Origin of the sequence: Pseudomonas sp. (assembly GCF_035554175.1) — a bacterium.
Taxonomy (GTDB): domain Bacteria; phylum Pseudomonadota; class Gammaproteobacteria; order Pseudomonadales; family Pseudomonadaceae; genus Aquipseudomonas.
Genome location: NZ_DATMIV010000038.1, coordinates 17658 through 44553, shown reverse-complemented (window position 1 = coordinate 44553; position 26896 = coordinate 17658). Strand labels below are relative to the sequence as shown.

Genomic DNA, 26896 nt, shown 5'->3' with positions numbered 1-26896 from the left:
GATGAATTCCTTATCGGCGCTTTGGGTAGAAGGGGCGGGAGGAGAAGTCTCCCACGGTCTGTACTGGTCAGAGTCAGAATCGAGTCTGTAGTCCCGCCCACCCCTTCAAGTCTAAACATACAAGCGAGCCTGCTCGCGAAGAGGCCGGCACGCCGAAAAGATCGCAGCCTGCGGCAGCTCCTACAGAATCGCGTCTGCTGTAGGAGCTGCCGCAGGCTGCGATCTTTTGATTCTATTTCTTCTTCAGACACTCACTCATGAACACCTTGCGCGCATCCCCGGTCAGCGCCTTGGTTTTCGCATCGGCATTGCAAGTGGTCATTTTCTGCTGCTGCGGGGTCAGGACCTTGCCATCGCTGGCCGCTGGAGCTGCCTTCAGGCACGTGCTCATAAAGGCTTTGCGCTCATCGCCCTTAAGGCTCTTGGCGGTCGCATCGGCGTTGCAAGTGGTCATCTTGTTCTGTTGCGCCGTAGCGGCGAAACCCTGGGAACACAGGAGCAGACCGATCATCAACAACGGCACACGCAACATCTTCATGGAGTTTTCTCCTTGTTGCCGCACCGACGGATGCGGCCTCTGTCGCAGTGTAGCCAAATCCTGTTACACCTTCCTGCCGTGCAGATGACTTCGGCGATAGCGTTCAGGCGGGCGGTCGCAGTATGCGGCGGCATCCGGGATAATCGCGCTTCATCAACACACTGGTTTTGTCCCATGCAATACGCGTTTCCCCTGCTGGCGATCTTCATCTGGGCCGGCAACACTGTGATCAACAAACTGGCGGTCGGTGCGATCCTCCCGGCGGAGATCGGCTTCTATCGCTGGCTGCTGGCCGGCTTGCTGTTCACACCGTTCATGCTCAAGAAAGTCATCGCGCACTGGCCGCAGATTCGTCCGAACCTGGGGCGTATTTTCATCCTCGGCGTGCTCGGCATGGCGGTGTATCAGAGCCTCGCCTACTTCGCCGCAACGCTGACTACAGCGACCAATATGGGCATCATCCTGTCGCTGATGCCATTGATGTCGCTGGCCATGGCGATCATCAGCCTCGGACAGCGCCTGACTGCCGGCGCTCTGGCAGGTGCGCTGCTGTCGTTCGCCGGCGTGTTGGTGGTGGTGTCGTCCGGCAGCCTTGCTGCGCTGCTGCAACACGGAGTCAATCTGGGTGACGCGATGATGCTGATCGCGACGCTGGCCTATGCGGTTTACAGCACGCTACTGAAAAAGTGGCAGCTGCGCCTGCCGCCGCTGGTGTTGCTGTATCTGCAGGTGCTGGTGGCGATTGTGGTGCTGTTTCCGTTGTTCGCCATTTCGTCAAAAACCGGCCTGAATCTGCAGAACGTCCCATTGGTGCTGTATGCGTGCCTGCTCGCATCGATGGTCGCGCCGCTGGCGTGGATGCGGGCGGTGCAGCGGCTGGGGCCGAGCCGCACGACCTTGTTCTTCAATCTGCTGCCGTTGATTACCGCGCTGATAGCGGCGGTGGTGCTCAAGGAGCAGTTGGCGATGTATCACCTGGTGGGCGGGTTGCTGACCTTGGGTGGAGTGGTTTTGTCGGAGCGTTGGACCACCGTGTTGGGCCGTAAAACCAGCGTCGCCTGATTGAGAAGATCGCAGCCTTCGGCAGCTCCTACAGGGACCGCATTTCAAGGTAGGAGCTGCCGAAGGCTGCGATCTTTTGATTTTGCTTCTATAAACCGGCCGCCTCCAGCCGCGCCGCATGCTCGACAAACAGCCGCAGCGGATCCGCGCCTTTGCCGACCAGCCCCAGCGACTGATTGACGATGTCGAAATGATCCAGCGGATAGTCATCGCCAATCACCGTGCCCAGATGCGAGCTGTAACGGCCGACCATGCCATCGCACTGCCCCCGCTCGCGGACGAAGGTTTTTGCGAACACGCGGCAACTGCGGTTGGTGCCGTCGAAGAGATTGCCGCCACGGTCGGTCTTGCCCGGTTGCAGCGTCCCTGACCAGGAGTAGTAACGCACACCGTTGACCTCTTCCGGCCCCTGCCCGCCCCAGTTTTCCGGCAGCCCTTGTGGATAACGTTCATTGAATAATGCAACGCCCGCCGTGGTCAGCGATTGGTGAGAGGCGTGTATATCCACCGGCAGTTTCGGCCCGCGATAACCAGTGTCGAGCAACGCCATTACCCAACCGATCAGGCGCAACAACGCTTCGAGTACGCGCCCTTTGGCGCTGCTCGCCGGATAGTGCTTTTCCAGATAATCAGCCAGCTCGGAACCGTGATTCGGCCCGGCCACCGATGTTACCGAGGCCACCAGATCCGGACGCTTCGCCGCTACATAGCGCGCGGTCAACGCGCCCTGACTGTGGCCGAACAGATTGACCTTCTGCGCCCCGGTCTCGCGGAGGATTTCCTCGATCCGCGCCAGCAACTGCTCACCACGGACCTCGGTGGAATTGAGCGGCGAGACCTGCACCGCGATCACCGTCGCACCACCGCGACGCAGTGCCTTGATGATCCCGTACCAATACGGGTACAGCACCAGCCGGATAAATCCGAGCATGCCCGGTACCAGCACCAGTGGATAACGTGTCGACATGGGCAACATCCTTGTAGTCGGTGAGTGGATGCCAGACGTGCAAGACGCCCGCCAAGCATCCTCCCTGACGATGACAAACCAAAGAGCAGCCTACTTCAGCCCCACCACCCCCGCCACAATCAGTCCCACCGAGACCAGTTTGACCAGCGTCAGGCTCTCGCCCAGCAAAGCAAAACCGAGAAACACCGTGCCCAGCGAACCGATCGCGGTCCAGATCGGATACGCGATGCTCACTGGCAAGTCACGCATGGCCAAAGTCAGAAACCAGATGCCGCCGACCGCCGCGATCACGGTAATCAGTGACGGCCACAACCGGGTGAAACCCTCGGCGTACTTCATGCCCATGGCAAAGGTCACTTCGAAGCCGGCAGCGATCAGCAGAAACAGCCAGGCCATCTAAAACTCCCGGGCCAGTTCGAGCAGGCGCTGCTCGGCCTCGGCCACCGACACCGCGAATGTACGTTCGGCAGATTCCTCGCCCTCGGCCGCGACCACAGCGACGTCATTGATACCGATAAAGCCCAGCGCGGTGCGCAGCCATGGATCGGCGTGATTGAGCGCAGCCAGTTCACCACCCGGGCCGAAGCCGAAGCCTCCGCGACTGGTGACGATCAGGGCCTTCTTGCCCTGCACCAGCGGCGTGTATTGCGCGACACCATTGTCCAGTGTGTGGTCGAAGGTCAGTCCCAACCGCACGATCTGATCGACCCACGCCTTGAGCCCGCTGGGCACGCTGAAGTTGTACATCGGCGTGGAAATCAGCAGCAGATCGTGCCCGAGCAACTCGCCGACCAGCTGGTCGCTCAGCGCCAGATCCGCCTGCATCGTCAAGGGCCGCGCCTCAGGCTGGGGATAAAACGCCGCCGCCACAAACGCCTCGTTAACCGCAGGAATCAGCGCACGCCCGACTTCACGACGAGTCACCTGCCCTTCTGGGTGACGCCCCTGCCAGGCACTCAAAAAACCCTCCGCCAACCGCCGCGAAGTCGATCGATCCCCACGCGGACTACCGTGCACCACAAGAATTCTGCTCATCTATTAACTCCTCCGACTACACTTGATTAACTTGCAGCTTGTAGCGTGTAGCTTGAAGCTCGCAGCTGCGCCTCTCAAATGAGCAAATATCAGTCGGGATGAATCTATTTCATCCATGGAGTGTTCAATGTTTGCCTCCCTGCCGCTGACCGCCCTGCGCGCCTTCGAGTCCGCTTCCCGCTTGCTGAGCTTCAAGGCGGCGGCGGAAGAACTGGCGGTGACGCCCACGGCGATTTCTCACCAGATCCGTTCGCTGGAAGACTGGCTCGGCGTTGCCCTGTTCGAACGCCTGCCGCGTCAGGTGCGCCTGACCGAGAGCGGCGAGCGCTTGTTTCGCAGCGTGCATGGTGCGCTGCTGGAGGTTGCGCAGAGCGTCGATACCCTGCGCCCGCAGCGCAACGCCAGCACCCTGACGCTGTCGACCACCGCCGCGTTCGCTGCGCTATGGCTGGTACCGCGACTTGGCCGGTTCTATGCGCAACATCCAACGATCACTGTGCGCCTCGACACTCATTGCGAAGTCATCGACCTGCATCAGGACGCCAGTGTCGACCTGGTCCTGCGCTACAGCCTCGACGCTTATCCGAACCTGTATGGGCTCTGCCTGTTCGATGAGTCCTTCGGCGTTTACGGCTCGCCCGAACAGGTGGCGCTGGCCACGCGGCGTACGCCGACCTTGATCAGCGTGCACTGGCACAACTCAAAGCTTTACGCCCACGGTTGGCAAGCGTGGTGCGCCAGGGCGGGCGAGCACTGGCTGGAGCAGGAACCGGTCCAGCGCGAATACGACGAAGAGCACTACGCGCTGCAAGCGGCCATCGCCGGCCAAGGGCTGGTGCTGGCGAGCAATATTCTCGTGTCGCAAAGCGTCGCCAGCGGTTTGCTCGTGCCCTACAGGGGTGAGGTGCAGGTCGACGGTGCCGGTTACAGCGCGCTTTGCGTCCCCGGGCGCGAGCGGCATCCGCCGGTGCGGGCTTTTTTTCGCTGGCTGCAGGAAGAAGCGCTGTTATCCGGGCTGACGCCAAGGTCGCAGCCTGCGGCAGCTCATGCACGGAGTCCGGCGTAAATCGCATAAAACTTTTTGCTGCGCTCAAGACTCACAACCTGAGTAGCGACCGCGCCCTCAGAGCGTGGCGCCTATCGGATTAGCTTCCAGGAGAATGAAATGAGTGACCTGCATTTGTCTGATGTTCAAACCCTGCGCGAGCGCGCGCGGCAACACGTGGAAAACGGCGCGGTCACCGAGGGTTACAACGCGAACCGCGAAGAAATACTGCGTTTGCTCAACGAGTCGCTGGCCACCGAGCTGGTGTGCACGTTGCGCTACAAGCGCCACTACTTCATGGCCAACGGCCTGAAAGCCAACGTCGCCGCCGACGAATTCCTCGAGCACGCCAACCAGGAAGCCGAGCACGCCGATCGCCTGGCTGAACGCATCGTGCAACTGGGCGGTGAGCCGGAGTTCAATCCCGACCTGCTGAGCAAGCTGTCCCACGCGCAATATGTGGCCGGCAACTCGCTCAAGGAAATGGTTTACGAAGATCTGGTGGCTGAGCGCATCGCCATCGACAGCTACCGTGAAATCATCCAGTACATCGGCGACAAGGATCCGACCACCCGCCGCATCTTCGAAGACATCCTCGCCCAGGAAGAAGAGCACGCTGACGACATGGCGGACATCCTCAACGATCTGTAACCCTTAACAGCAAAAGATCGCAGCCTTCGGCAGCTCCTACAGTAGACCGCATTCCCCTGTAGGAGCTGCCGAAGGCTGCGATCTTTTGATCTGCCCTTCTTACCTGGTGGGTTTGACGGTGACAGGCGCCTTGCCCTGCTTCATCTGCTCCAGCAACGGCGCGCATTGATTCGGCTCACCGCCACTCGGTGCCACCAGCGCCAGCAACCCCGCCGCGGGTGCGGCAATCACGCCCAACGCTACCATCCCCGCCCCACGCAGCATCAGCGGTACGGCCTTGACGCCGGCATCCGGTTTGATGAATTTGCCGCGCACATACAGCGGCGAGCGCAGGGAGATCAAACGCCAGCCCTTGGACTCCGGGGTGACGGTCAGGTCCAGTTGCTCGGTGGCCATGTTCGCCGTGCCATCGATGTAGATGATTGCGTTCTCGGTATCGAAAACGAACAGCCGCGTGGTTGCCAGGCCGGTCTTGATATCGAAGTCCGCCGCCGCGCAATTGATCTTCACTTCCTTGTCGCCAAAGATCTTGCCGACCACGTAGTTACCGACGTTGAGCCCAGCCAGTTCCATCAGCTCACGGCTGATCGCACCGTCGTTGATCAACATTTTCAGATCGCCGTTAGCGCCGCCGAGCAGCTTGGCCACCGAGTTGCCACGGCCACTGATGTCGGCATCGCCGTTAAGCTCGCCGAAACTGGTTTTCATCGGCTCGAAGGTCGGGAACAGTTCCTTGAGCTTGAACTTGCGCGCAGTCAATCGCGCCCGGCCTTCAAGCGGCTCGGTGCGGCCATTGAGGCGAATCTGCGCATCCAGGGTGCCGCCGGCGACGCCAAAGCGCAGCGGCTCCAGGCTGAGTTCGCCGTCGTTGAGTTTCAGATGGGTATAGAGATCCTGGAACGGCAGCTTTTCGCTGTGGACGATGCGCTTGCCAGTGAACTCGACATCGGCGTCCATGGCGCGCCAGCGATCGGTCTTGAACTCTTCGACCGGTAAAACCTTATCCGCCGGCTGCTTGCTTGCGCCGCCACGGGCCTTTTGCTCGGCGTTGGAATCGGCGCCGATCAGCGGCGCGAGGTCGGCGAACAGCAGCTGATTGGAGAGCAACGCACCGCTGAGTTTCGGCCGTGGCTGGCTGGCGACGTAAGTCAGATCGCCGTGGATGTCACTGTCGCCGATCTTGCCGTTGAATTTCTCATACGTGAATTTCGCCCCGGCCGGGTCATGCAGTTTGGCAATCAGGTGGCCGTCGGTGGAGTACGGCGGCGTGTCGGGCAGCGTTACCCCGGTGAGCGGGTAGAGATTGCCGAGACTGTCGCCGGACAGCTTCAGGCGCAGGTCGAGGGCGCCGAGATTCAGCGGGTCAGTCAGGGTCCCGGCCAGTTCGATACGCGTGTCGCCGATTTTCGCCTGGGCCTGCAACGGAAACGGCCTGCTCGCGTCCTGCAACGCCAACAAGCCGCCGATCTTGCCCTGCCCGCTGAGGTTCTGTGCGTGGTACTGGCCTTTGACCTTGAGCGCAAACGCGTAGTCCTGCGGCGCGCCGCCCTTGTCCTGTGCGTTTTTTGCCGCCTTGTCGCCGACGATTTCATTGAACGGAATCGGCTTGCCGAGCGGATCGATCAACACATCAAGATTAGTCTTCAGCGTCTGGTCATCGAGGGTCACATGCCCCTTATCGAAGCCGATCGCGCCGATATCGACCACCCAGTTCGACGGCTCGGCATTCGGGTCTTTCGGGTCGAACTTGAACGTCCAATTGGCGCGGCCATCGGCCAGGCGTTGCAGCTCGGCGTTGGGTTCGGTCAGATCGATACGCGGAATGACCACGCGCTGCGCCAACAGGGCCAGCGGCGAGATGCGTAACTCGACCCGTTTGAGCGTGACCATCTGCGGCTGCTTCGACCAATCCGGATTGCCCAGGGTCAAGTCCTCGGCCACCACATGCGGCCACGGCACCCAGGCGCGCCAGCCGCCCTCTTCGGGCTCGCGCTGCCAGATCACCGCCAGGTTGCCATTGATGGCAAATGCCCGGTGCAGTTCCTCCGAGACTTTGGCGTTGATCGTCGGTTTGACGCGGTTCCAGTCGAAAAACACGATGATCAGAATCAGAACTGCCAACAGCAGCGTGAGGATGGCGAGGGTCCAGCTGAAGATTTTTCCAGTGCGCGTCATGCACAAAGCTCCTGATCACGACCGCGCGCCGACATCCCGACGCACAGCTAAAACGGTAGACCATGCGGCCCTTATGCAGTCTGTGACTGGCGAAAGGCCCGCGGGTTTAATCGAATGGCAGTGTAAGCCATAAAAAGCGCAGCAAACCTGACCGATCGGTCGAGCAGTGTTACCGCTACCCGCACTTTTGCGAGGCGCGAGTGAGTCGAAAATACCCACGACGGTGCAAAACCTTCGCCCGCAAAGGCCCGTGCTAGAGCCTTCGGGCAGAACAATCAATTCTGTTGATTATTACCATTGCGTTTATGAACTTTTATATCGACTTATCGAGAGTAGCATTGCCCTCGTACCCACTTTATCGCCCTCCCAAGGAGCCACTATCATGAAACGCCAATTACTGCTCAGCCTTACCCTGTCGATGCTGGCCAGCACCGCTTTCGCCCTGCCCGCTGCCGATCAGGCTACCCCGCAAATCAAATCGAACCACTCGGTGTTCAGCCAGACTGTTGCTGCTGATGGTTCCGACCGCACTCCGCAGGGTCAGACCCTGGCTGAAAACGGTCGCAATCGCCTGGAAGAAAAAGGCTTGGTCCAAGACGGCTCGGATCGCACCCCACAAGGCCAGGCTCTGGCTGAAAACGGTCGCAATCGCCTCGAAGAGAAAGGTCTGGTTCAAGACGGTTCTGAGCGTACCCCACAAGGTCAGATCCTCGCATCCGACGGTTCCGATCGCACTCCACAAGGCCAGACTCTGGCGTCCGACGGTTCCGAGCGCACTCCACAGGGTCAGACTCTGGCGGATGACGGTTTTGATAAAACCCCACTGGGTCAGGCACTCGCCGAAGGCGGTGGTGACCGTGTGATCGAACGCAACAGCAAATTGAGCTGAGCCCATGACGGCCCGGCAAAAAAGCCCAATCAACGGATTGGGCTTTTGACTTTTCAGCTTCTGTAAATTCCTCGCTGCACGCCTCCCCGTTCGACGCCGACAAAGCCGATTTGCTAGAGTGCGGCGCTTGTCCTGCCGAAGAACACACCCTGCGATGCTGCCCCGCGCCGAACAGAAACAACAGACCCGCAACGCCCTGATGGACGCTGCCCGCCACTTGATGGAAAGCGGCCGAGGATTCGGCAGCCTGAGCCTGCGCGAAGTGAGCAAGACCGCCGGCATCGTGCCGACCGGTTTCTACCGGCACTTCGCCGATATGGACGAACTGGGCCTGGTGCTGGTCAGCGAGGTCGGCCAGACCTTCCGCGAAACCATCCGCCTGGTGCGACACAACGAATTCGTCATGGGCGGCATCATCGATGCCTCGGTGCGAATCTTTCTTGATGTGGTCAACGCCAATCGCTCGCAGTTCCTGTTTCTCGCCCGTGAGCAGTATGGCGGCTCGCTGCCAGTGCGCCAGGCAATCGGGCGCTTGCGCGAAAACATCAGTGCCGACCTGGCAGCGGACCTGGCGCTGATGCCCAAGCTGCAACACCTGAATCTGGCCGCCCTGAGCGTCATGGCCGACCTGATCGTCAAATCGGTGTTTGCCACCCTTCCCGATATCATCGACCCACCCGCCGAAGCCCTGCCGGAGCATCTGACGCCGCAGGCGAAGATCACCCAGCAACTGCGCTTCATCTTTATCGGTCTCAAGCACTGGCAGGGTCTGGGCAGTACCGAATAGACCCCTTCTCTCTGAAACACCGCAAATGCCCCTGTGGGAGCGAGCCTGCTCGCGAAAGCGGTGGTTAAGCTGAATACAGCTTCTGACACGACGCATTCGCGAGCAGGCTCGCTCCCACATTGCACATTCGCCATGGCCTCTCTTTGGTGCATGACAAATTCTTCATGCACCAAAACCTTCCACAATCTCTTCGCCTGTTGAAAGATCCACCCAGCGCCGACAGGCATTTCCTACATCTGCTGCGATTGGCGCGGCCCTTGCTCTAGCCCCTTCATTGTTCATTGCTGGAAGCTTTCCGATGCTGGTGATTCATCGCAGAATCGACGCTCAACCCGTCTGGGCCGCCGAGTTGCACCTGACCTTCGAAGCGCGCAGCAAAAGTCGTTTGCGCTGTTTCAGTGCCGAGGGCGAAGACGTCGGGCTGTTTTTGCAGCGCGGCCAGCCGCCGCTGCATGACGGCGAATGCCTGCAGGCCGAAGACGGCCGCGTCGTGCGCGTCTGCGCCCGTCCCGAACAACTGCTCCACGTCACTTGCGCCAATGCCTTTGAACTGACGCGTGCGGCGTACCACCTCGGCAACCGCCACGTCGCCCTGCAAGTCGGCGATGGCTGGCTGCGATTGCTCGACGATTACGTGCTCAAAGCCATGCTCGAACAGCTCGGTGCACAGGTCGAGGCCATCGAAGCACCGTTCCAGCCGGAGCACGGCGCTTACGGCGGCGGCCATCATCATTCCCGCCACGGCGACGAAGACTTCAACTACGCGCCGAAACTCCACCAGTTCGGCGTGCGTCTGTGAATCCGGCCTGGGCGTTGCTGCGTCTGGCCAGTCCGCAATTGCCGATTGGCGGTTACAGCTATTCGCAAGGTCTGGAAATGGCTGTGGATAACGGCCGGGTCAACAACCCGGACAGCGCCCGCCGCTGGATCAGCGATCAACTGCTGCTCAACCTTGCGCGCTTCGAAGCGCCGCTGCTGCTGGCGCATTGTCAGGCTGCAGCGCACGGAAACTGGAGTGAATTGCGGCAACTTTGCGAAAGTCACCGTGCCAGCCGCGAAACCCGCGAGCTGCACCTGGAGAGCCGGCAGATGGGCTATTCCTTGCAGCAACTGCTCAACGGTCTGCCGGAACTCGATTCACCCGCCCGCGACTTTCTCGGCCAGACCAGCGAACCGCATCTGGCTTTGTGCTGGGCACTGGCCGCGCGCGCCTGGGGCATCAGCGCGCAGGACGCCCTTGCCGCGTGGTTGTGGAACTGGCTGGAAAATCAGCTCGCCGTCCTGATGAAAACTCTGCCGCTCGGCCAGCAGGCCGCCCAGCGTCTGACCAGCGAACTGCTGCCGCTGCTGCAACAGGCACAGCAGGACGCGACCGGCATCAACCCGGAACACATCGGCAGCGCCGCATTCGGCCTGTCTCTGACGTGCATGGCCCATGAGCGCCAGTACAGCCGACTCTTTCGCTCCTAGGAGAAGCACACGATGAACACACAACCTCTGCGCGTCGGCATCGGCGGCCCGGTCGGTTCCGGCAAGACCGCGTTGACCCTGGCGCTGTGCCTGGCTCTGCGCGAGCGCTACAACCTCGCCGTGGTCACCAACGATATCTACACCCGCGAAGACGCCGACTTCCTGGTACGCAACGAAGCCCTGGCGCCCGAACGCATCATCGGTGTGGAAACCGGTGGCTGCCCGCACACGGCGATTCGCGAAGACGCGTCGATCAACCTCGAAGCGGTCGATCAACTGAACCGGCGCTTTGCGGGGCTGGATCTGATTCTGGTGGAGTCCGGTGGCGACAACCTCTCGGCGACCTTCAGCCCTGAGCTGTCCGACCTGACCATCTATGTGATCGACGTTTCGGCGGGTGACAAGTTGCCGCGCAAGGGCGGGCCGGGAATCTGCAAGTCCGACCTGCTGGTGATCAACAAAATTGACCTCGCGCCACTGGTGGGCGCCTCGCTGGAAATGATGGACAGCGACACCCGGCGCATGCGCAACGGCAAGCCGTTCGTCTTCAGCAATCAGAAAACCGGTCAGGGTCTGGACGACATCATCGCTTTCATCGAACGCCAGGGCCTGCTGACCGCCGCCTGATCCACTTATCAACAAGGAAGCTCGACCATGACACTCAAACGCATTCTCGGCGCCTTGGCGCTGCTGCTCGCTCCGGCGCTGGCCTTTGCTCATCCGGGGCATGGCGACAGTGGCTTGATGGCCGGCATCAGCCATCCGATCGGTGGCCTCGACCATTTGCTGGCGATGCTGGCCGTGGGTCTGTGGGCAGCGCAGCAACGAGGGGCCGCGCGCTGGGCGCTGCCGTGCGCGTTTGTCGGCACCATGCTGCTGGGCGGCCTGCTCGGTTTTGAAGGGCTTGAATTGCCGGCGCTGGAAAGCGGGATTGCCGCCTCGGTATTGGCGCTGGGCCTGGCCGTGGCACTCGCGGTGCGCCCGCCGCTGGTGGTGGCGGTGGCGGCAACGGCGCTGTTTGCGCTGTTCCATGGCGTGGCGCACGGTCTGGAGTTGCCGCAGCTGAGCAGCCCGTGGGCGTATGCGGCGGGTTTCGTCGTTGCTACCGCCGTTTTGCATGCGGCCGGTTATGGCGTGGTTCGCGTGTTGCCGCAGGCAGCGGCGCCACTGGTGCGCCTGGCGGGCGCGGCTTCGGCGGTGACCGGGGGCTGGTTGTTGGCAGGATGATTTTTTAGCGGCTGCACTGGCCTCTTCGCGAGCAGGCTCGCTCCCACATTGGATTTGTGGCGAACACAAAACCTGTGGGAGCGAGCTTGCTCGCGAAGGCGGCCGATCAGACGCCGCATCGCTGATGTCGGTCTCTCTGCTACCATGTCGCGCAATCGCCCCAGCCCGTGACGACGCCCGCCCATGCCCCACGCTTCCCGTTCCACCGCCCTGCCCGAATTGACCGCCCTGTTTGGCGAAGTGCAGCAGCACTTCCTCAACGTGATCGTGCCGCTGTGGCAAGGCCCGGGCTGGAACGCCGACATGGCGCTGCCGTTTGAAGCGCTGGACGCCGCGCACCAGCCATTACCGGCGCAGCGCTATCGGGCGATGGCCTGCGCACGGCAGCTGTACCTGTTTTCCAGCCTGATCGGGGTTGTGGATAACGCCGAAGCACGCGCAGCGGCACTGTTCCGCTCCCTGCAACGGCACTTTCACGATGCCGAGTACGGTGGCTGGTTCTACAGCATCGACGCGCAGGGCAAGCCGCTGGACCAGCGCAAGGACCTCTACACCCACGCCTTCATCCTCTTTGCCTGCGCGCATTACTGGGACAAATCCCGCGACGCACTGGTCGAGTCGACGTTGAACGCCGCTCTGGAAATCATCGGCCGACGCTTTGCTACCGGTGATGGCTTGTACGAAGCGTGCCTTGAGCGTGACTGGGTCACCCTGCAGACCGGCCCGCTGCAAAATCCGTTGATGCACCTGGCCGAAGCCTTTCTGGTCACCCTCGCCGTGCGCGAAGACCTGCAGACGCAAAAGGCGTTGCTTGAGTTGTGCACCGCCATGCACAAACAGTTTGTCGATCCGCAATATGGCGTGTTGATGGAGAAGCCGCTGGGCGCTGTGGATAACTGGTACGAGCCGGGGCACCAGTTCGAATGGTATTTCCTGCTGGAATCCTCGCCGCTGTTGCGCAGCTCGAAACTCCACGCAGCGCTGGATCGGGCGTTTGCCTTTACCGAACAGTACGGCGTGCTCGAATCATGCGGCGCGGTGCGGGCGATGCTCGATCTGGACAGCGATGGCCGGCCGAGAGATTCCACCCAACGGATCTGGGCGCAGGCGGAATATCTGCGCGCGCTGACGTTGCGCCCGGACAGCGAAGCGGCAGTGCTGCGCCAGTTGCAGGCGTTGCGCCAGCGGTTTCTGCACGCCGGGGGTTGGCATGAGTGCCGGGATGAAAACGGCGAAGTCAGTCGCAGGGATATGCCCTCGACAACGCCTTATCATTTGGCGACTTGCTACCACGGTCTGGCCACTTATCTTCGCTGACCGAACAATTGCTTTCGCGAGCAGGCTCGCTCCCACATTGGTATTGCGTTCCCCCTGTGGGAGCGAGCCTGCTCGCGAATAGCCGTTATGCGCTGTTCAGGCAATCCACTTCTTGTCGCCAGTGAAGCTGATCGTCAGCCACCGCGCCGCATCCGGCTCGCCCAACTGCGCCGAAATCTGTTCACGCAAGGCATCCAGCTGCGCAACATTGTTCAGCGCGTAAGCCGCCGGCAGCACCACATGAATTTCGATGAAACGCGCGCGGCCGTGCTTTTGCACGTAGGACACGTAATCGTCGAACCCATGCTCGACCTTCGCCACGTCCATCACCTGCCGTACCTGATCATCCAGGGTGTCCGGGGCGATCCCCAGCACATCGCGCAACGCCGGGCCGAGAATCTTGAACGCCGGCGGCAGCATGGTCAGGGCCAGCACAATCAGGATCAGCGGATCGACGTACACCGCCCACTCGCCGTAGCCCTGGGACTTGAGCAGCAGCGCGGCGAGGAAGCTGACCAGCAGCCCCACCGAGAGCATCGCGTCGACCAGCCAACTGATGTTGTCGAACTGGATCAGGCTGGATTTGAGTTTGCGGTTACGCCGACGCACATAAAAGAAGTAGGCGAATTCGACGACTGTGAACACAGCCGCGTAGACGATCACCAGGCCCAATTCGATATCGCGGCCACCATTGATGATGCCGAACACGCCGTTGAGAAATGCATAGATGGCGATCAGCAGCAGAAAACTGCCTTCGATCAGCAGCACCATCGGCTCCAGATGCCAGAAGCCGAACTGGAAGCGCTGATTGCTTTGCTTGGCGATCAACCTGGCGGTGATCAGCATCAGGACTTTGATGAACGTTGCGATCAGCGAGAAAAAACCATCGAACAGGATGGACTGCGAACCTGAAACAAACCCGGTGACGATTCCGGCAATCGACACCGCAAACATCAGCAGGGTCGACTGTTTGAGCAGTGACTGCTCACCTCGGTTACTCACTTGAACTCCTCATGAAACCTTGCACACCGCGGGGTGCGGTGGGCTGGCTGAGTGCGGAGTTTAGCTTATCGTCCTGTTTTGCCTGTGCCGGCCCTTTCGCGAGCAGGCTCGCTCCCACAGGAGAATGCATTCCAAAATGTGGGAGCGAGCCTGCTCGCGATTGGCCTCAGCGCGGTATCAAACCTTGTTACGCTCGATGGCAAATCCGGCCCAGGTCTGGCTCACCGGCATCAGCTCCAGGCTGTTGATGTTGATGTGCGCCGGGGTGTTCATCACCCAGAAGATCGTTTCGGCGATGTCATGTGGCTGGATCGGCTCGGCGCCGGCGTATGTCGCGTTGTAGCGCTCCTGATCACCGGCAAAACGCACCAGCGAAAACTCGCTTTCACACAGACCGGGTTCGATATTGCTGACCCGCACGCCGGTGCCTTGCAAGTCGCAACGCAGGTTCAGCGAGAACTGTTTGACGAATGCTTTGCTCGCGCCATACACGTGACTGCCCGGATATGGGTAGTTGCCGGCGATGGAGCCGAGGTTGACGATCCCGGCACCACGGCCGTGGGCAATCAGCCGCGGCAGCAGCAAGCGCGTGGCGTACATCAAACCTTTGACGTTGGTGTCGACCATGGTGTCCCAATCGTCCAGATCGCACTTTGGCGCCGGGTCCACACCGAGCGCCAGGCCAGCGTTGTTGATCAGGCCACGGAGTCTGGTGAACGACGGCGGCAGGTTGGCGATCGCCTCCTCCATGGCCTTGCGCTCGCGCACATCGAGCACCAGACCGTGCACTTCGGTCTGCTTCGACAGCTCGGCGCACAGGGCATTGAGGCGTTCTTCACGACGGCCGGTCAGCACCAGTTTCCAGCCGGCCTCGGCAAAACGACGGGCACATGCTTCACCAAAACCGGAGGTCGCGCCGGTGATAAACAGGGTGTTGGACATCGTGTTCTCCTTGCTTCGGCCGCCACGGCAGCCCTTGAAATAGAAAATCAGCTGGCAGCATGCCCGCCCTCGCACTTACGGGCAACCATCTGCCGCTGTACAAAAAACGACCAGCCAGGTCGACGCCATAGCCGGCGTGGTCTGTAGCCATATGCACGCATGTTATCCACAGTCCCTTCCACAGTTTCCGGGGGCAAGTGGAAACGCGCAAAGCCGCGTCCCACAAGGCTTTGCGAGCGAAATGCAAAGTTTTTTTCTTGACCTTGAAGTGGTGCATGTGCGGGACATGGCATTTTGCACGACGAGCGGTTCAACTGCGTGATCGCGCGGGGCCAGCAATTACGGTGCTCAGCGAGGTCTTTCCAGAGTTTAGTCACAGACTTATCCACAGGATTTGACAGAGCAAGGCATGCGTCCTCCCTGCACTATAAAAAGGTTGACAACGGCGCCTCACGCTCGCTTTAAAACGCCTGATCAAAAAACGATCACAAGCCTGAAAGCCACGGTATCAAAGGCGTGCAACCACATACACCCACGTTATTCACAGCCAGTTCCACAGCAAACGGGGACAAGTCAAAACTGTGGAAAAACAGCCATTTGCAGCGTCTATATGTCGCGCTTTGGCAGCTTGGTGAATTTGTTTTCCACAATTCTGAATTCCGCTTGATGTCCTGCCTTGATTCCATGTAGGAGCTGCCGAAGGCTGCGATCTTTTGATTTTGTTTTTCAAGATCAAAGGATCGCAGCCTTCGGCAGCTCCTACACAGGGATGTGGTGAATTGGGGAGATAAAAAAACCCCGGGGACTCTCGTCACCGGGGCTGTGCATAACAGCGGAAAAATCAGTGCCCGCCCAGATAGGCGTTACGCACCTCTTCATTCACCAATAACTCTTTGCCCGTGCCCGTCAGGCGAATCTCGCCATTGACCATCACATACGCCCGGTCCGACAGCTTCAGAGCATGGTTGGCGTTCTGCTCGACCAGGAAAATGGTCATCCCGGTTTTCGCCAGTTCGCGCAGGGTGGCGAAAATCTGCTTCACCACGATCGGCGCCAACCCCAGGCTCGGTTCATCGAGCAGTAACAACTTCGGCCGACTCATCAACGCACGGGCGATGGCGAGCATCTGCTGTTCACCACCCGACATGGTCATCGCCCGCTGATTGCGCCGTTCTTCCAGCCTGGGGAACAGCTCGAACATACGCTGCATGTCCTCTTTGGCGTATTTGTCGCCAATAGGGATGGTGCCCATCAGCAGGTTTTCCTCGACGGTCATGTCGGGGAACACCCGCCGCCCTTCCGGCGATTGGGCGATGCCGTTTGAAGCGATGTAGTGCGACGACTTGTGAGTAATGTCGACGCCTTGATAAAGAATCTGCCCGCCCGCAGCCCTTGGCTGACCGAAGATCGACATCAGCAAGGTCGACTTGCCGGCCCCGTTGGAGCCGATCAGGCTGACGGTTTCGCCTTCGTTGATCTGCAGCGAAACGCCCTTGAGCGCCTGGATCGGCCCGTAGAACACGTCCAGGTTGCGCAATTCGAGGATCGGTTGGCTCATACCAGCTCCTCTTCGTCGGCGCCCAGATAAGCCGCGATCACCTTCGGATCGTTGCGGATCGCTTCCGGCCCGCCTTCGGCGATGACGATGCCGTGGTCGAGAACCACGATGTGATCGGAAATGCTCATGACCATACCCATGTCGTGTTCGATCAGCACCACGGTCAGATCGTGCTCGTCGCGCAGCAGCCGGATCATCGCGCTGAGCGCTTCGGTTTCCTGAGGGTTGAGGCCGGCGGCCGGTTCGTCGAGGCAGATGATCTGCGGCCGCGTGCACATGGCCCGGGCGATTTCCAGACGGCGTTGCTGACCGTAGGACAGCTCACCGGCCAGGCGATTGGCGCAGTCCACCAGATCGACCACCTCCAGCCAGTAGAACGCGCAATCGAGTGCGTCGCTTTCGGCCTTGCGATAACCCTTGGTGTTGAGGATGCCGGCGAGCAGGTTGCGGTTGACCCACATGTGCTGCGCCACGAGCAGGTTTTCCAGCACCGACATTTCCTTGAACAGGCGAATGTTCTGGAACGTGCGGGCCAGGCCAGCGCGATTGACCAGATGGGTGCCGCCGAACATTTTGTAGTACAGCCGGCTAAGGAAGGATTTCGGCGAAACGAAATCGGTCGGCCTGAACGACTCGCCCAGCAACTGGATGACGTTGGTCTGCTGGCCGCGCACGTTGAGTTCGATCTTGCCGCCCGAAGCCTTGTAGAACCCGGTCAGGCAGTTGAACACGGTGGTCTTGCCGGCGCCGTTGGGGCCGATCAGGGCGAAGATCGAATTGCGTTTGACCTGCAGGCTGACATCGCTCAAGGCCTTGATGCCACCGAAATGCATCATCAGTTTTTCAACAGAGAGTACGACTTCACTCATGGCGCAGTCCTCTCGTAGTGAATGGCACCTTTGCGTGGTTTGACCCCGGTGCGGCTGATGCGGATCAGCCCGCGAGGTCGCCAGATCATCATCAACACCATCAGAATCCCGAACAGCAGCACGCGATATTCGGCGAAACCGCGCAGCAGTTCCGGGGCGACGGTGAGCACGAATGCAGCGATCACCACGCCGATGGTCGAGCCCATGCCGCCGAGCACGACGATAGCCAGGATCAGCGCCGACTCGAAGAAGGTAAACGAAGTCGGGTTGACGAAGCCCTGGTAGGTGGCGAAAAACACCCCGGCCAGGCCCGCCGTCGACGCACCGATGGTGAACGCCGAAAGCTTGACCAGCACGTGGTTGAGGCCCATCGAGCGGCAAGCGATTTCATCTTCACGCAGGGCTTCCCAGGCACGACCGACCGGCATCTTCACCAGCCGATGCTTGACGTACAGCACCGCCAGTACCACAAGGAACAGCACCGCGTAGATGAAGTAATACTTCACGTCAGGGTTGTAGGTCAGGCCGAAGAACTCATGAAACGGCACCCCGCCATCCTTCGCCCGCTTGCCGAATTCCAGACCGAAGAACGTCGGCAGTGGCGCTGGCATGCCGTTCGGACCACCCGTCAGGGACAGCCAGTTGTTGAGCACCAGACGAATGATTTCACCAAACCCGAGGGTCACGATCGCCAGATAGTCGCCATGCAGACGCAACACCGGGAAACCGAGGATGCAGCCGGCAAGGCCCGCCGTGATCGCCGCCAGCGGCAATACCGTCCAGAACCCCAGTCCCAGATACTGGTAACCCAGCGCCAGACCGTAGGCACCGATGGCATAAAACGCCACGTAACCCAGATCGAGCAGGCCAGCCAGGCCGACCACGATGTTCAGCCCCAGCCCCAGCAGCACGTAGATCAGACCGAGAATGACCACGCCAAGCAGATAGGAGTTGGAGAAGAACGGCAGGGCCACGGCAATGGCGATCATCAACGGGATGATCCAGCGCAGCCGCGATTTGTAATCCGGCGGCAGCACATGCACGCCGGAACCGCTGCTTTCGAAGCTGTCGAGGATCTTCAGCCCCTTGGGCGTCTGCAGGAACAGACTGAGGGCAAACCGCCCGGCCATGACGATGGCAATGATCCACGCCACACGAGTCGATTCGAGGTTGAAGCTGTAGCCGTCGAGGACCACGCCGACAATCGGCCCGAATACGATCAGTGCGATCAGACCGGCGAGAATCGCTTCAACCAGACTTTTTTTGATATCGATGGATTTTTCAGTGGTTGCAGACATCGCTTACACCTTCGACACAAGAGGACGGCCCAACAGGCCCTGGGGCCGGAAGACCAGAACGAGGACGAGCAGCGAGAAACTGAACACGTCTTTGTAGTCGGAGTTGACCAGACCGGAGAACAGCGACTCGGAGATGCCGAGAATGATCCCGCCAAGCATCGCGCCAGGCAGTGAACCGATGCCGCCAAGTACCGCTGCGGTGAACGCCTTGATGCCGATGATGAAGCCGGCATAGAAGTCGAACGTGCCGTAATTCATGGTAATCAGCACACCGGCCAGTGCCGCCATGGCGGCACCGATGATGAACACGTAGGAGATCACCCGGTCGGTATTGATCCCCAGAATCGAGGCCATCTTGCGGTCTTGCTGGGTTGCGCGGCACATGCGGCCGAGCTTGGTGTATTTGATGACGTAGGTCAGCAGCCCCATGCCGACGAACGCGGCAATCAGGATGAAGACTTTGGTGTAGGTCAGTTGCACGAAGCCGCTGCCGACTTCAACACGCCAGGCACCGGTCAGCAGCGTAGGCACGCCCTGTTGTTTGGCGCCCTGAGCGATCTGTGCGTAGTTCTGCAGAATCAGCGAGATGCCGATGGCGCTGATCAGCGGCGCCAGTCGGGTCGAGTTGCGCAGGGGTTTGTAGGCAACACGCTCGATGACCCAGCCATACACCGCCGTGACGACGATGGTGAAGATCAGCGTGCCGAGCATCAGCAGCGGGAAGGATTCGATACCGAAGTAAGCCAGCAGAGCCAGACTGATTGCCGCCAGGTAAGCGGAAATCATGTAAACCTCGCCGTGGGCGAAGTTGATCATGCCGATGATGCCGTAGACCATTGTGTAGCCGATGGCGATCAGGCCATAGACCGACCCGAGGGTCAGGCCATTGACCAGTTGCTGCAGGAAAATACCATCCATAACGCAATCTCACGCAGTGAGAACCTGCGCACGCATGGTGCGCGGTTCTTCTAGGAAAAATACAGATGTACGTCGGAGCAATGTCGGAGCGCATTCAGAAAAACCAACCGGCCCTTGTGGGAGCGAGCTTGCTCGCGAAAGCGGTGCATCAGCTACCGTTTATGGCGACTGACACCCCGGATTCGCGAGCAAGCTCGCTCCCACAGGGAATTGTGGGTTAACTGATCGCGTCAGCCCTTACTTCTGCTTTTCCAGCTGGTGGTATTTGCCGTCCTTGTCCCACTGGTAAACCACGTAGTCGGAGACTTTCAGGTCGCCTTTGGCATCCCAGGCCTTCTCGCCCATCACGGTTTTCACCGGGTTGGCTTTCAGCCATTTGGCAGCGGCTTCGCCGTCGTTCTTCTTGGCGCCGTTGAACGCTGCGGCCAGGGTCTGTACCGAGGCGTAGGCATACAGGGTGTAGCCCTCAGGCTCGGTGCCGGCCTTGCGGAACGCGTCCACGACGGTTTTGCTTTCTGGCAACAGGCGTGGGTCGGCGCCGAAGGTCATCAGTACGCCATCGGTGAATTGCGGGCCGCCAGCGGTGGTCACCAGTTCGTCGGTAACGATGCCGTCGTCGGACATGAACTTGACGTCTTTCAGACCTTGTTCACGCAGCTGACGCACCAGCGGACCGGCTTCCGGGTGCAGGCCGCCGAAGTAGACCACATCGGCGCCAGCGCCACGGATCTTGGTGACGATGGTGCTGAAGTCTTTCTCGCCACGGGTCAGGCCTTCGTACAGCACCGGCTTGATGCCGCGTTTTTCCAGCTGAGCCTTGGTGGCGTCCGCCAGCCCTTGGCCGTAAGTGTCCTTGTCGTGCAGCACGACGACTTTTTTGCCCTTGAGTATGTCGACGATGTAGTCGCCGGCAACGATGCCTTGCTGGTCGTCACGTCCGCACATACGGAACATGGCGCTCAAGCCGCGCTCGGTCACTTGCGGGTTGGTCGAGCCCGGGGTGATCGCGATGATCCCGGCTTCGTCATAGATTTCCGACGCTGGAATGGTCGACGAAGAGCAGAAGTGACCGACCACACCGGCGACTTTCTGGTTGGTCAGATCCTTGGCAACCGTTACCGCCTGCTTCGGTTCGCAGGCGTCATCGCCCTTGACCAGTACGATTTTCTCCCCGTTGACGCCGCCCGCCGCGTTGACCGCATCAGCCGCCGCCTGTGCACCCTTCATGTACTGCTCGCCGAATGCCGCGTTGGCACCGGTCATAGGACCTGCTACACCGATCTTGATATCGGCTTGAGCAAACGCAGAAACACCCAGCGCAGTAGCCACTGCGAGGGCCAGAAAGCCTTTCTTGTAAAACGTCTGGGACATGAGGTGGTGCTCCAAGGTTTTTTTTAGTTGGCACTGCGACTTCACTTCACTCAAAGCGCAGAGCAAGGCCCGTGCCATCGGTTTTTTATTCTTCAAAAAGTCGCTGTTTTCTTGTTATTCCGACTGTTTCGTTCCCATTTTCATTGGGCGTGCAACCGTCTAAACCGCGGAAGGTGAAACCCATTGTTTTTTCAGGCGCAACCCACGCGCGCCATCATTGCAACCGCAGCGGCAAACGACGTGCAACCAGCCTGTAACAGCCCGCGTCACCGAACTGCACACTGCTGGTGCGGGACTGCTACAACCCGCACCATTACAGGCTAGTCGCTCGATGCGAAAGCGCCGCCTCCGGCAACAAATTTCAACACTCAAATAACGATGCGCAGGCACTGGCCCGCGTGATACAGCGAGAACCCGGCTTCGTACAGGCAACTGCGCAAACCGGCACCCGCCAGCGGCTGCATGGGTGCGAAGGGAATCGGCAGGGCTTGGGGGTCGCCGTTGCACAGGTAATCGGCGAAGGCTTTGCCAACCACCGTGCCGGTAGTGACGCCGCGGCCGTTATACCCGGTGACGGCCACCAGACCCGGTGCCGGTTCGAACAGGCGCATCAGGTGATCTGGGGTGAAAGCGATCCGCCCGGTCCAGGTGCACTCCCACTCGACCGGCTTGAGATCGGGAAAATAATGCTGCTGCACCCGGTCGGCCCAAGCCTTGAGAAACCAGGCCGGTTTCTGATTGCCGTTACCGAGGCTGCCGAGCAGCAGGCGCCCATCCTTGTCACGGCGAATGCTGCTCAGCACCTGACGGGTGTCCCACGAGCCTTGTCCGCCGGGCAGAATCGCCTGCGCGGCATCCTCGGTGAGCGGCACCGATGCAACCTGATAGTAATAACCGGGAAAGAAATTGCGCTTGAGTTCGGTCCAGTCGCCTTCGGTGTAGGCGTTGGAAGCAATGACCACTTGTTCGGCGAGCACCGAACCCTGCTCGGTTTGTACAGACCATTTCTGCCCGACACGTTCGAGGCGAGTCACCGGCGAATGATCGAACATTTGTCCGCCGAGCCCGATCACGGCGTTGGCGAGCCCGGTCACATACGCCATCGGATTGAGCGTGCCGGCACGGCGATCGAGCAGCGCGGCGGCGATTTTCTGCGTACCGGTGGCTTGCTCGCAGGCTTTGCCGGTCAGCAGCTCGACCGGCGCACCACGGCGCTGCCATTGCTGCTCGCGACTGCGCAGGTCCGCCTCGCCCTTGGCGTTATGCGCCATGTGCAAAGTGCCTTCGCGGCGCAACTGGCAATCGATGCTGTACTTATCCACAAGGCTGAACACCAGCGCCGGCGCCGCACCGAGCATGCGGTTGAGCTGACTGCCGACCGCCTCGCCGAAACCGGCCTCGATCTCGTCCGGCGGGATCCACATCCCAGCGTTGACCAGCCCGACGTTGCGTCCGGAGCCGCCATGACCGGCGCGATGCGCCTCCAGCACACAGGCGCTTTTGCCTTTTTCCAACAGATGCAGCGCCGCCGACAGGCCGGTGAACCCGGCGCCGATCACGCAGACATCGACCCTGACCTCGCCCCTGAGCGCCGTGTTATCCGGCCGTTGTGGCGTGAGCTTTTCCCACAGACATTCTTCGCGTAACGGCATTGCCAGACTCCAACAGAAACCCAACAAACACACCACAGATCCTGTGGGAGCGAGCCTGCTCGCGAAAGGGGCGTATCAGCCAACATCAATGTCGACTTACCCACCGTATTCGCGAGCAGGCTCGCTCCCACAGGGGATCTCCATTTGAATGGAGCACTCAGTCGAAGGTAATGCCCTGCGCCAACGGCAATTCCAGCGAGTAGTTGACGGTGTTGGTCTGCCGACGCATGTACGCGCGCCAGGCGTCGGAGCCGGATTCGCGGCCGCCACCGGTCTCTTTCTCACCGCCAAACGCCCCGCCGATTTCCGCACCGCTCGGGCCGATGTTGACGTTGGCGATGCCGCAATCGCTGCCGACCGCCGACATGAACCGCTCGGCCTCGCGCACGTCGGTGGTGAAGATGCACGATGACAGGCCTTGCGGCACTGCGTTGTTCAGGCGCAGTGCTTCTTCGAAGTCGCTGTAGCCGACCACGTAGAGAATCGGCGCAAAGGTTTCGCTGCAGACCACATCGCTCTGCTCGGGCATTTCAACGATGGCCGGCGACACATAGTAAGCGTTGGGAAATTGCTCTTCGAGCTGGCGCTTGCCGCCGAACACCCGGCCGCCCTCGCTGAGTGCCTGCTCCAGCGCATCCTGCATGTTTTCGAAGCTGTGCCTGTCGATCAGCGGGCCGACCAGATTGCCTTGCAGCGGATGGCCGATGCGCACTTTCGAATAGGCTGCCTTGAGGCGGGTGACGATTTCTTCCTTGACCGACTCGTGAGCAATCAAACGACGCAGAGTCGTACAGCGTTGCCCGGCCGTGCCGACGGCGCTGAACAGAATCGCGCGCACGGCCATGTCCAGATCGGCGCTCGGGCCGAGAATCATCGCGTTGTTGCCGCCCAGTTCGAGGATGCTGCGGGCGAAACGTGCGGCCACTTTCGGCGCCACTTCGCGGCCCATGCGCGTGCTGCCGGTGGCGCTGATCAGCGCGACACGTGGATCATCGACCAGCGCTTCGCCGGCATCACGACCACCGATGACCACTTGGCACAGGCTGGCTGGGGCATCGCTGAAATTCTTCACCACGCGATCGAACAACGCCTGACAGGCCAGCGCGGTCAATGGGGTTTTCTCCGACGGCTTCCATACCACCGGGTTGCCGCATACCAGCGCCAGTGTGGTGTTCCATGCCCACACCGCGACCGGGAAGTTGAACGCGCTGATCACCCCGACCACGCCCAGCGGATGCCAGGTTTCGCGCATGTGGTGGCCCGGACGCTCGGAGGCGATGGTCAAACCGTACAACTGGCGCGACAGGCCGACGGCGAAGTCGCAGATATCGATCATCTCCTGCACTTCTCCCAGACCTTCCTGAGTGATCTTGCCGGCCTCCCACGACACCAGCTCACCGAGATCGGCCTTGTACTCGCGCAGCACTTCGCCGAACTGACGCACCAGCTCGCCACGACGCGGAGCCGGCACCTGGCGCCACTGCTCGAATGCATGATCTGCGCGACTGATGTGCTGCTCGACTTCAGCGGCGCCTTCCCAGTTCACCGAGGCAATGCGGCTGCCGTCGATGGGCGAGTGCACCGGCACTTTGCCGTTCTGGTACAGGGCCGGGTTGACTCCCAGACGATCAAGCAATGCGGCAACCATCGGTCTCTCCTCAAGCAAAAACAGAATACGTGCGGCCGTTGTTTTCATGGCCGGGCAGGCCTTTAGTTGTAGCGTCACTGTGGCGAAGCAACAAACGACCTTTACGCCAGATATCATTCCGTTTATTCATGCTGCGTAGAGAAACACAAGAATAAGGACCGGCCATGCTGAACAAACGCCACTTGCCATCGATTACTGCGTTGCAGTGCTTCGAGGCCGTGACCCGGCATCTGAGTTTCACCCGCGCTGCCGAAGAGCTGAACCTGACCCAGAGCGCGGTGAGCAAACAGGTCGCGCAGCTTGAAGAGTTGTTGCAACACTTGTTGTTCCGCCGCGTGCGTCGACGTTTGCAGATGACGCCGGCCGGGGATCTGTACTTGGTCGAGGTCAGAAAAATCCTCACGCAAGTGGAAATGTCGACCCATTACCTGCGTTCCTACGGCGGCGAAACCGAAGTCCTGCGCGTCTCGACGCCTTCGACCTTCGGTGCTCGCTGGCTGGTACCGCGCCTGAAAGGCTGGCGTCTGCGCCATCCGTCGATTCATCTGGATCTGTGCAACGAACAGGAAGCCGATGATCTGCTGCAGGGACGCAGCGACCTGGCGTTCTATTTCGGCCAGGCTTCGCGCCCGGGGACGGAATGCGTGAAATTGTTCGGCGAAGAACTGGTGCCGGTCTGCGCACCGGGCAGCCTGCCTGACACACCTTTCACTGACCCGACGCAACTCACCGAACTGGTGTTGCTGCAAAATGCCTCGCGACCGCAGGCCTGGCACGACTGGTTCGACAGTCAGGGCTACCACACCGAACACAGCTACCACGGGCCGCGTTTCGAAACCTTTTATATGTGCATCCGCGCCGCCCAGGTCGGCTGCGGCGTGGCTTTGCTGCCACGGTTTCTGGTGGCAGAGGAATTGGCCGAGGGCAAACTGGTCATACCCTGGCAGCATGCGATGCCCAGCAGCGATGCCTATTACCTGGCTTATCCCGAGCATGCGGCCGAGGTGCCGAAGGTGCGCGACTTCGTCAAATGGATGCTCGAACAAATCGATAGCCCCTGACTGCCCCCTGTAGGAGCTGTCGAGTGCAACGAGGCTGCGATCTTTTGATCTTGAAAAACAACATCAAAAGATCGCAGCCTTCGGCAGCTCCTACAAAAAATCACTGGCAATCCCCACCGCCGATATGCGCCACTAGCGCCATCGATATAGACCGCGCCAGGCGCGGCGCAACCGGAGACCCTTTTTATGAGCGAGAGTGTGTTTGCCGATCGCATCGTGCAGAACCTGCTCGACACCGACTTCTACAAGCTGACGATGATGCAGGCGGTGCTGCACAACTACCCCAACGTCGAAGTCGAATGGGAGTTCCGCTGCCGCAATGCCGAGGATCTGCGCCCCTATCTTGCCGAGATCCGCCACCAGATCGAACGTCTGGCCGAGCTGAGTCTCAGTGCCGATCAGTTGAGTTTTCTTGAGCGCATCACTTTCCTGAAACCGGACTTCCTGCGCTTTCTCGGCCTGTTCCGCTTCAACCTGCGCTACCTGCACACCGGCATCGAGAACGGCGAGCTGTTCATCCGCCTGCGCGGGCCATGGCTGCATGTGATCCTTTACGAAGTGCCGCTGCTGGCGATCGTCAGTGAAGTGCGCAACCGTTATCGCTACCGCGACACCTCGCTGGAACAGGCCCGCGAGCAGCTTTATCGCAAGTTCGACTGGCTGACAGCCAATGCCTCGGCCGATGAATTGTCGCAGTTGCAGGTCGCCGATTTCGGCACGCGGCGGCGCTTTTCCTTTGGGGTCCAGGCGGAAGTGGTGAACGTGCTCAAGCACGACTTCCCCGGGCGTTTCGTCGGCACCAGCAACGTACATCTATCCCGCGAGCTGGACATGAAACCGCTGGGCACCATGGCCCACGAATGGATCATGGCCCACCAGCAACTCGGCCCGCGCCTGATCGACAGCCAGATTGCCGCGCTCGATTGCTGGGTTCGCGAATACCGCGGCCTGCTCGGCATCGCCCTCACCGACTGCATCACCACCGATGCGTTTCTCAGCGACTTCGATCTGTTCTTCGCCAAGCTCTTCGATGGCCTGCGCCATGACTCCGGGGACCCGGTGGCGTGGGGCGAAAAGTGCATTGCGCACTACCACAAGCTCGGCATCGACCCGATGAGCAAGACCCTGGTGTTTTCCGACAGTCTGACCCTGCCAAAATCGTTGGAGATTTTCCGCGCGCTGCACGGTCGCATCAATGTGAGCTTCGGCATCGGTACCAACCTCACCTGTGACATCCCGGGTGTCGAACCGATGAGCATCGTGCTTAAAATGACCGCCTGCAACGGCCAGCCGGTGGCGAAGATCTCCGACGAGCCTGGCAAGACCCACTGCAAAGACCCGAATTTCGTCGCCTATTTGCGACATGTGTTCCAGGTTCCTGCCGAATCCAGTCTATCTAGCAAGGAGTGAATTC

Annotated in this window: 26 protein-coding genes; 12 read left to right on the top strand and 14 right to left on the bottom strand. The window is 60.4% G+C overall.

What is annotated here, in order from left to right:
- Window positions 1-232: 232 nt before the first annotated feature.
- On the bottom strand, window positions 233-538 hold the full coding sequence (locus VNV36_RS18000) for a PsiF family protein (RefSeq protein WP_325719033.1): 306 nt from the start codon (window positions 536-538) through the stop codon (window positions 233-235).
- A gap of 174 nt (window positions 539-712) precedes the next feature.
- Between VNV36_RS18000 and VNV36_RS17995 the strand changes: the two genes are divergently transcribed.
- On the top strand, window positions 713-1600 hold the full coding sequence (locus VNV36_RS17995) for a DMT family transporter (protein WP_325719031.1): 888 nt from the start codon (window positions 713-715) through the stop codon (window positions 1598-1600).
- An 88-nt stretch (window positions 1601-1688) separates the two neighbouring features.
- Here VNV36_RS17995 and VNV36_RS17990 read toward each other — a convergent pair whose 3' ends face one another.
- The 3 genes from VNV36_RS17990 to VNV36_RS17980 form a co-directional block, all read right to left on the bottom strand.
- Complete coding sequence (locus VNV36_RS17990) at window positions 1689-2567, bottom strand: alpha/beta fold hydrolase (protein ID WP_325719028.1); 879 nt, start codon at window positions 2565-2567, stop codon at window positions 1689-1691.
- A 90-nt stretch (window positions 2568-2657) separates the two neighbouring features.
- Window positions 2658-2963, bottom strand: coding sequence for a DMT family transporter (locus tag VNV36_RS17985; RefSeq protein ID WP_325719026.1), 306 nt, complete (start codon window positions 2961-2963; stop codon window positions 2658-2660).
- A complete protein-coding gene (locus VNV36_RS17980) occupies window positions 2964-3602 on the bottom strand; it encodes an FMN-dependent NADH-azoreductase (RefSeq protein ID WP_325719024.1) in 639 nt (212 codons plus the stop codon).
- A gap of 115 nt (window positions 3603-3717) precedes the next feature.
- Here VNV36_RS17980 and VNV36_RS17975 point away from each other — a divergent pair, with 115 nt between their 5' ends.
- Together VNV36_RS17975 and VNV36_RS17970 are read left to right on the top strand one after the other, a co-directional pair.
- On the top strand, window positions 3718-4668 hold the full coding sequence (locus tag VNV36_RS17975; protein ID WP_325719022.1) for a LysR substrate-binding domain-containing protein: 951 nt from the start codon (window positions 3718-3720) through the stop codon (window positions 4666-4668).
- Between the two features lie 99 nt (window positions 4669-4767).
- Window positions 4768-5298 (top strand): ferritin-like domain-containing protein, encoded by a 531-nt coding sequence (locus tag VNV36_RS17970; RefSeq protein ID WP_039756965.1) that lies wholly within the window; start codon window positions 4768-4770, stop codon window positions 5296-5298.
- A gap of 99 nt (window positions 5299-5397) precedes the next feature.
- On the opposite strand, the gene VNV36_RS17965 is transcribed toward VNV36_RS17970, so the two are convergent.
- Window positions 5398-7473 (bottom strand): AsmA family protein, encoded by a 2076-nt coding sequence (locus tag VNV36_RS17965; protein ID WP_325719020.1) that lies wholly within the window; start codon window positions 7471-7473, stop codon window positions 5398-5400.
- Window positions 7474-7855: 382 nt separating this feature from the next.
- Between VNV36_RS17965 and VNV36_RS17960 the strand changes: the two genes are divergently transcribed.
- From VNV36_RS17960 to VNV36_RS17930, 7 genes are all read left to right on the top strand, one after another.
- Window positions 7856-8362 (top strand): hypothetical protein, encoded by a 507-nt coding sequence (locus VNV36_RS17960; protein ID WP_325719017.1) that lies wholly within the window; start codon window positions 7856-7858, stop codon window positions 8360-8362.
- A 154-nt stretch (window positions 8363-8516) separates the two neighbouring features.
- Window positions 8517-9149, top strand: coding sequence for a TetR family transcriptional regulator (locus tag VNV36_RS17955; RefSeq protein ID WP_325719015.1), 633 nt, complete (start codon window positions 8517-8519; stop codon window positions 9147-9149).
- 298 nt (window positions 9150-9447) lie between these two features.
- Complete coding sequence (gene ureE, locus VNV36_RS17950) at window positions 9448-9948, top strand: urease accessory protein UreE (RefSeq protein ID WP_325719014.1); 501 nt, start codon at window positions 9448-9450, stop codon at window positions 9946-9948.
- Window positions 9945-10619, top strand: coding sequence for an urease accessory protein UreF (locus VNV36_RS17945; RefSeq protein WP_325719012.1), 675 nt, complete (start codon window positions 9945-9947; stop codon window positions 10617-10619). The genes ureE and VNV36_RS17945 overlap by 4 nt, the downstream gene beginning before the upstream one ends.
- Before the next feature lie 12 nt (window positions 10620-10631).
- Window positions 10632-11246, top strand: a complete 615-nt coding sequence (gene ureG, locus VNV36_RS17940; protein WP_325719010.1) for an urease accessory protein UreG — start codon at window positions 10632-10634, stop codon at window positions 11244-11246.
- A gap of 27 nt (window positions 11247-11273) precedes the next feature.
- Window positions 11274-11846 carry a HupE/UreJ family protein gene (locus VNV36_RS17935; RefSeq protein ID WP_325719008.1) on the top strand — a complete coding sequence of 191 codons (573 nt, stop codon included), beginning with the start codon at window positions 11274-11276 and terminating at the stop codon, window positions 11844-11846.
- A 183-nt stretch (window positions 11847-12029) separates the two neighbouring features.
- Window positions 12030-13163 (top strand): AGE family epimerase/isomerase, encoded by a 1134-nt coding sequence (locus VNV36_RS17930; RefSeq protein ID WP_325719005.1) that lies wholly within the window; start codon window positions 12030-12032, stop codon window positions 13161-13163.
- 96 nt (window positions 13164-13259) lie between these two features.
- Here VNV36_RS17930 and VNV36_RS17925 read toward each other — a convergent pair whose 3' ends face one another.
- The 9 genes from VNV36_RS17925 to amaB all read right to left on the bottom strand — a co-directional run bounded on the left by VNV36_RS17925 (window position 13260) and on the right by amaB (window position 24421).
- On the bottom strand, window positions 13260-14165 hold the full coding sequence (locus tag VNV36_RS17925) for a cation diffusion facilitator family transporter (RefSeq protein ID WP_325719003.1): 906 nt from the start codon (window positions 14163-14165) through the stop codon (window positions 13260-13262).
- Between the two features lie 177 nt (window positions 14166-14342).
- Complete coding sequence (locus tag VNV36_RS17920) at window positions 14343-15107, bottom strand: SDR family oxidoreductase (protein WP_325719000.1); 765 nt, start codon at window positions 15105-15107, stop codon at window positions 14343-14345.
- An 841-nt stretch (window positions 15108-15948) separates the two neighbouring features.
- Entirely contained in the window at window positions 15949-16665 is a 717-nt protein-coding gene (locus VNV36_RS17915) for an ABC transporter ATP-binding protein (RefSeq protein ID WP_076565449.1), read from the bottom strand.
- Window positions 16662-17534, bottom strand: coding sequence for an ABC transporter ATP-binding protein (locus VNV36_RS17910; RefSeq protein ID WP_325718997.1), 873 nt, complete (start codon window positions 17532-17534; stop codon window positions 16662-16664). The genes VNV36_RS17915 and VNV36_RS17910 overlap by 4 nt, the downstream gene beginning before the upstream one ends.
- Window positions 17531-18832, bottom strand: coding sequence for a high-affinity branched-chain amino acid ABC transporter permease LivM (gene livM / locus VNV36_RS17905; RefSeq protein ID WP_325718995.1), 1302 nt, complete (start codon window positions 18830-18832; stop codon window positions 17531-17533). Before livM ends, VNV36_RS17910 begins: the two co-directional genes overlap by 4 nt.
- 3 nt (window positions 18833-18835) lie before the next feature.
- The gene (locus VNV36_RS17900) at window positions 18836-19750 is read right to left on the bottom strand and encodes an ABC transporter permease subunit (protein ID WP_039756948.1); all 915 of its coding nucleotides are present in this window, start codon (window positions 19748-19750) and stop codon (window positions 18836-18838) included.
- Between the two features lie 237 nt (window positions 19751-19987).
- On the bottom strand, window positions 19988-21121 hold the full coding sequence (locus VNV36_RS17895; RefSeq protein WP_325718992.1) for an ABC transporter substrate-binding protein: 1134 nt from the start codon (window positions 21119-21121) through the stop codon (window positions 19988-19990).
- Window positions 21122-21489: 368 nt separating this feature from the next.
- Window positions 21490-22773 carry an L-pipecolate oxidase gene (amaA, locus tag VNV36_RS17890; RefSeq protein ID WP_325718990.1) on the bottom strand — a complete coding sequence of 428 codons (1284 nt, stop codon included), beginning with the start codon at window positions 22771-22773 and terminating at the stop codon, window positions 21490-21492.
- Between the two features lie 157 nt (window positions 22774-22930).
- Complete coding sequence (amaB, locus tag VNV36_RS17885) at window positions 22931-24421, bottom strand: L-piperidine-6-carboxylate dehydrogenase (RefSeq protein ID WP_325718988.1); 1491 nt, start codon at window positions 24419-24421, stop codon at window positions 22931-22933.
- Window positions 24422-24585: 164 nt separating this feature from the next.
- Here amaB and VNV36_RS17880 point away from each other — a divergent pair, with 164 nt between their 5' ends.
- Window positions 24586-25482 (top strand): LysR family transcriptional regulator, encoded by an 897-nt coding sequence (locus tag VNV36_RS17880; RefSeq protein ID WP_325718985.1) that lies wholly within the window; start codon window positions 24586-24588, stop codon window positions 25480-25482.
- Between the two features lie 186 nt (window positions 25483-25668).
- Window positions 25669-26892, top strand: coding sequence for a nicotinate phosphoribosyltransferase (gene pncB / locus VNV36_RS17875; RefSeq protein ID WP_325718983.1), 1224 nt, complete (start codon window positions 25669-25671; stop codon window positions 26890-26892).
- The last annotated feature ends 4 nt before the right edge of the window (window positions 26893-26896 follow it).

Excerpts from the sequence above, each read along its gene's own strand:
- VNV36_RS18000 (WP_325719033.1), bottom strand. The coding sequence starts at position 538 with ATGAAGATGTTGCGTGTGCCGTTGTTGATGATCGGTCTGCTCCTGTGT.
- VNV36_RS17995 (WP_325719031.1), top strand. The coding sequence starts at position 713 with ATGCAATACGCGTTTCCCCTGCTGGCGATCTTCATCTGGGCCGGCAAC.
- VNV36_RS17990 (WP_325719028.1), bottom strand. The coding sequence starts at position 2,567 with ATGTCGACACGTTATCCACTGGTGCTGGTACCGGGCATGCTCGGATTT.
- VNV36_RS17985 (WP_325719026.1), bottom strand. The coding sequence starts at position 2,963 with ATGGCCTGGCTGTTTCTGCTGATCGCTGCCGGCTTCGAAGTGACCTTT.
- VNV36_RS17980 (WP_325719024.1), bottom strand. The coding sequence starts at position 3,602 with ATGAGCAGAATTCTTGTGGTGCACGGTAGTCCGCGTGGGGATCGATCG.
- VNV36_RS17975 (WP_325719022.1), top strand. The coding sequence starts at position 3,718 with ATGGAGTGTTCAATGTTTGCCTCCCTGCCGCTGACCGCCCTGCGCGCC.
- VNV36_RS17970 (WP_039756965.1), top strand. The coding sequence starts at position 4,768 with ATGAGTGACCTGCATTTGTCTGATGTTCAAACCCTGCGCGAGCGCGCG.
- VNV36_RS17965 (WP_325719020.1), bottom strand. The coding sequence starts at position 7,473 with ATGACGCGCACTGGAAAAATCTTCAGCTGGACCCTCGCCATCCTCACG.
- VNV36_RS17960 (WP_325719017.1), top strand. The coding sequence starts at position 7,856 with ATGAAACGCCAATTACTGCTCAGCCTTACCCTGTCGATGCTGGCCAGC.
- VNV36_RS17955 (WP_325719015.1), top strand. The coding sequence starts at position 8,517 with ATGCTGCCCCGCGCCGAACAGAAACAACAGACCCGCAACGCCCTGATG.
- ureE (WP_325719014.1), top strand. The coding sequence starts at position 9,448 with ATGCTGGTGATTCATCGCAGAATCGACGCTCAACCCGTCTGGGCCGCC.
- ureG (WP_325719010.1), top strand. The coding sequence starts at position 10,632 with ATGAACACACAACCTCTGCGCGTCGGCATCGGCGGCCCGGTCGGTTCC.
- VNV36_RS17935 (WP_325719008.1), top strand. The coding sequence starts at position 11,274 with ATGACACTCAAACGCATTCTCGGCGCCTTGGCGCTGCTGCTCGCTCCG.
- VNV36_RS17930 (WP_325719005.1), top strand. The coding sequence starts at position 12,030 with ATGCCCCACGCTTCCCGTTCCACCGCCCTGCCCGAATTGACCGCCCTG.
- VNV36_RS17920 (WP_325719000.1), bottom strand. The coding sequence starts at position 15,107 with ATGTCCAACACCCTGTTTATCACCGGCGCGACCTCCGGTTTTGGTGAA.
- VNV36_RS17915 (WP_076565449.1), bottom strand. The coding sequence starts at position 16,665 with ATGAGCCAACCGATCCTCGAATTGCGCAACCTGGACGTGTTCTACGGG.
- VNV36_RS17910 (WP_325718997.1), bottom strand. The coding sequence starts at position 17,534 with ATGAGTGAAGTCGTACTCTCTGTTGAAAAACTGATGATGCATTTCGGT.
- livM (WP_325718995.1), bottom strand. The coding sequence starts at position 18,832 with ATGTCTGCAACCACTGAAAAATCCATCGATATCAAAAAAAGTCTGGTT.
- VNV36_RS17900 (WP_039756948.1), bottom strand. The coding sequence starts at position 19,750 with ATGGATGGTATTTTCCTGCAGCAACTGGTCAATGGCCTGACCCTCGGG.
- VNV36_RS17895 (WP_325718992.1), bottom strand. The coding sequence starts at position 21,121 with ATGTCCCAGACGTTTTACAAGAAAGGCTTTCTGGCCCTCGCAGTGGCT.
- amaA (WP_325718990.1), bottom strand. The coding sequence starts at position 22,773 with ATGCCGTTACGCGAAGAATGTCTGTGGGAAAAGCTCACGCCACAACGG.
- amaB (WP_325718988.1), bottom strand. The coding sequence starts at position 24,421 with ATGGTTGCCGCATTGCTTGATCGTCTGGGAGTCAACCCGGCCCTGTAC.
- VNV36_RS17880 (WP_325718985.1), top strand. The coding sequence starts at position 24,586 with ATGCTGAACAAACGCCACTTGCCATCGATTACTGCGTTGCAGTGCTTC.
- pncB (WP_325718983.1), top strand. The coding sequence starts at position 25,669 with ATGAGCGAGAGTGTGTTTGCCGATCGCATCGTGCAGAACCTGCTCGAC.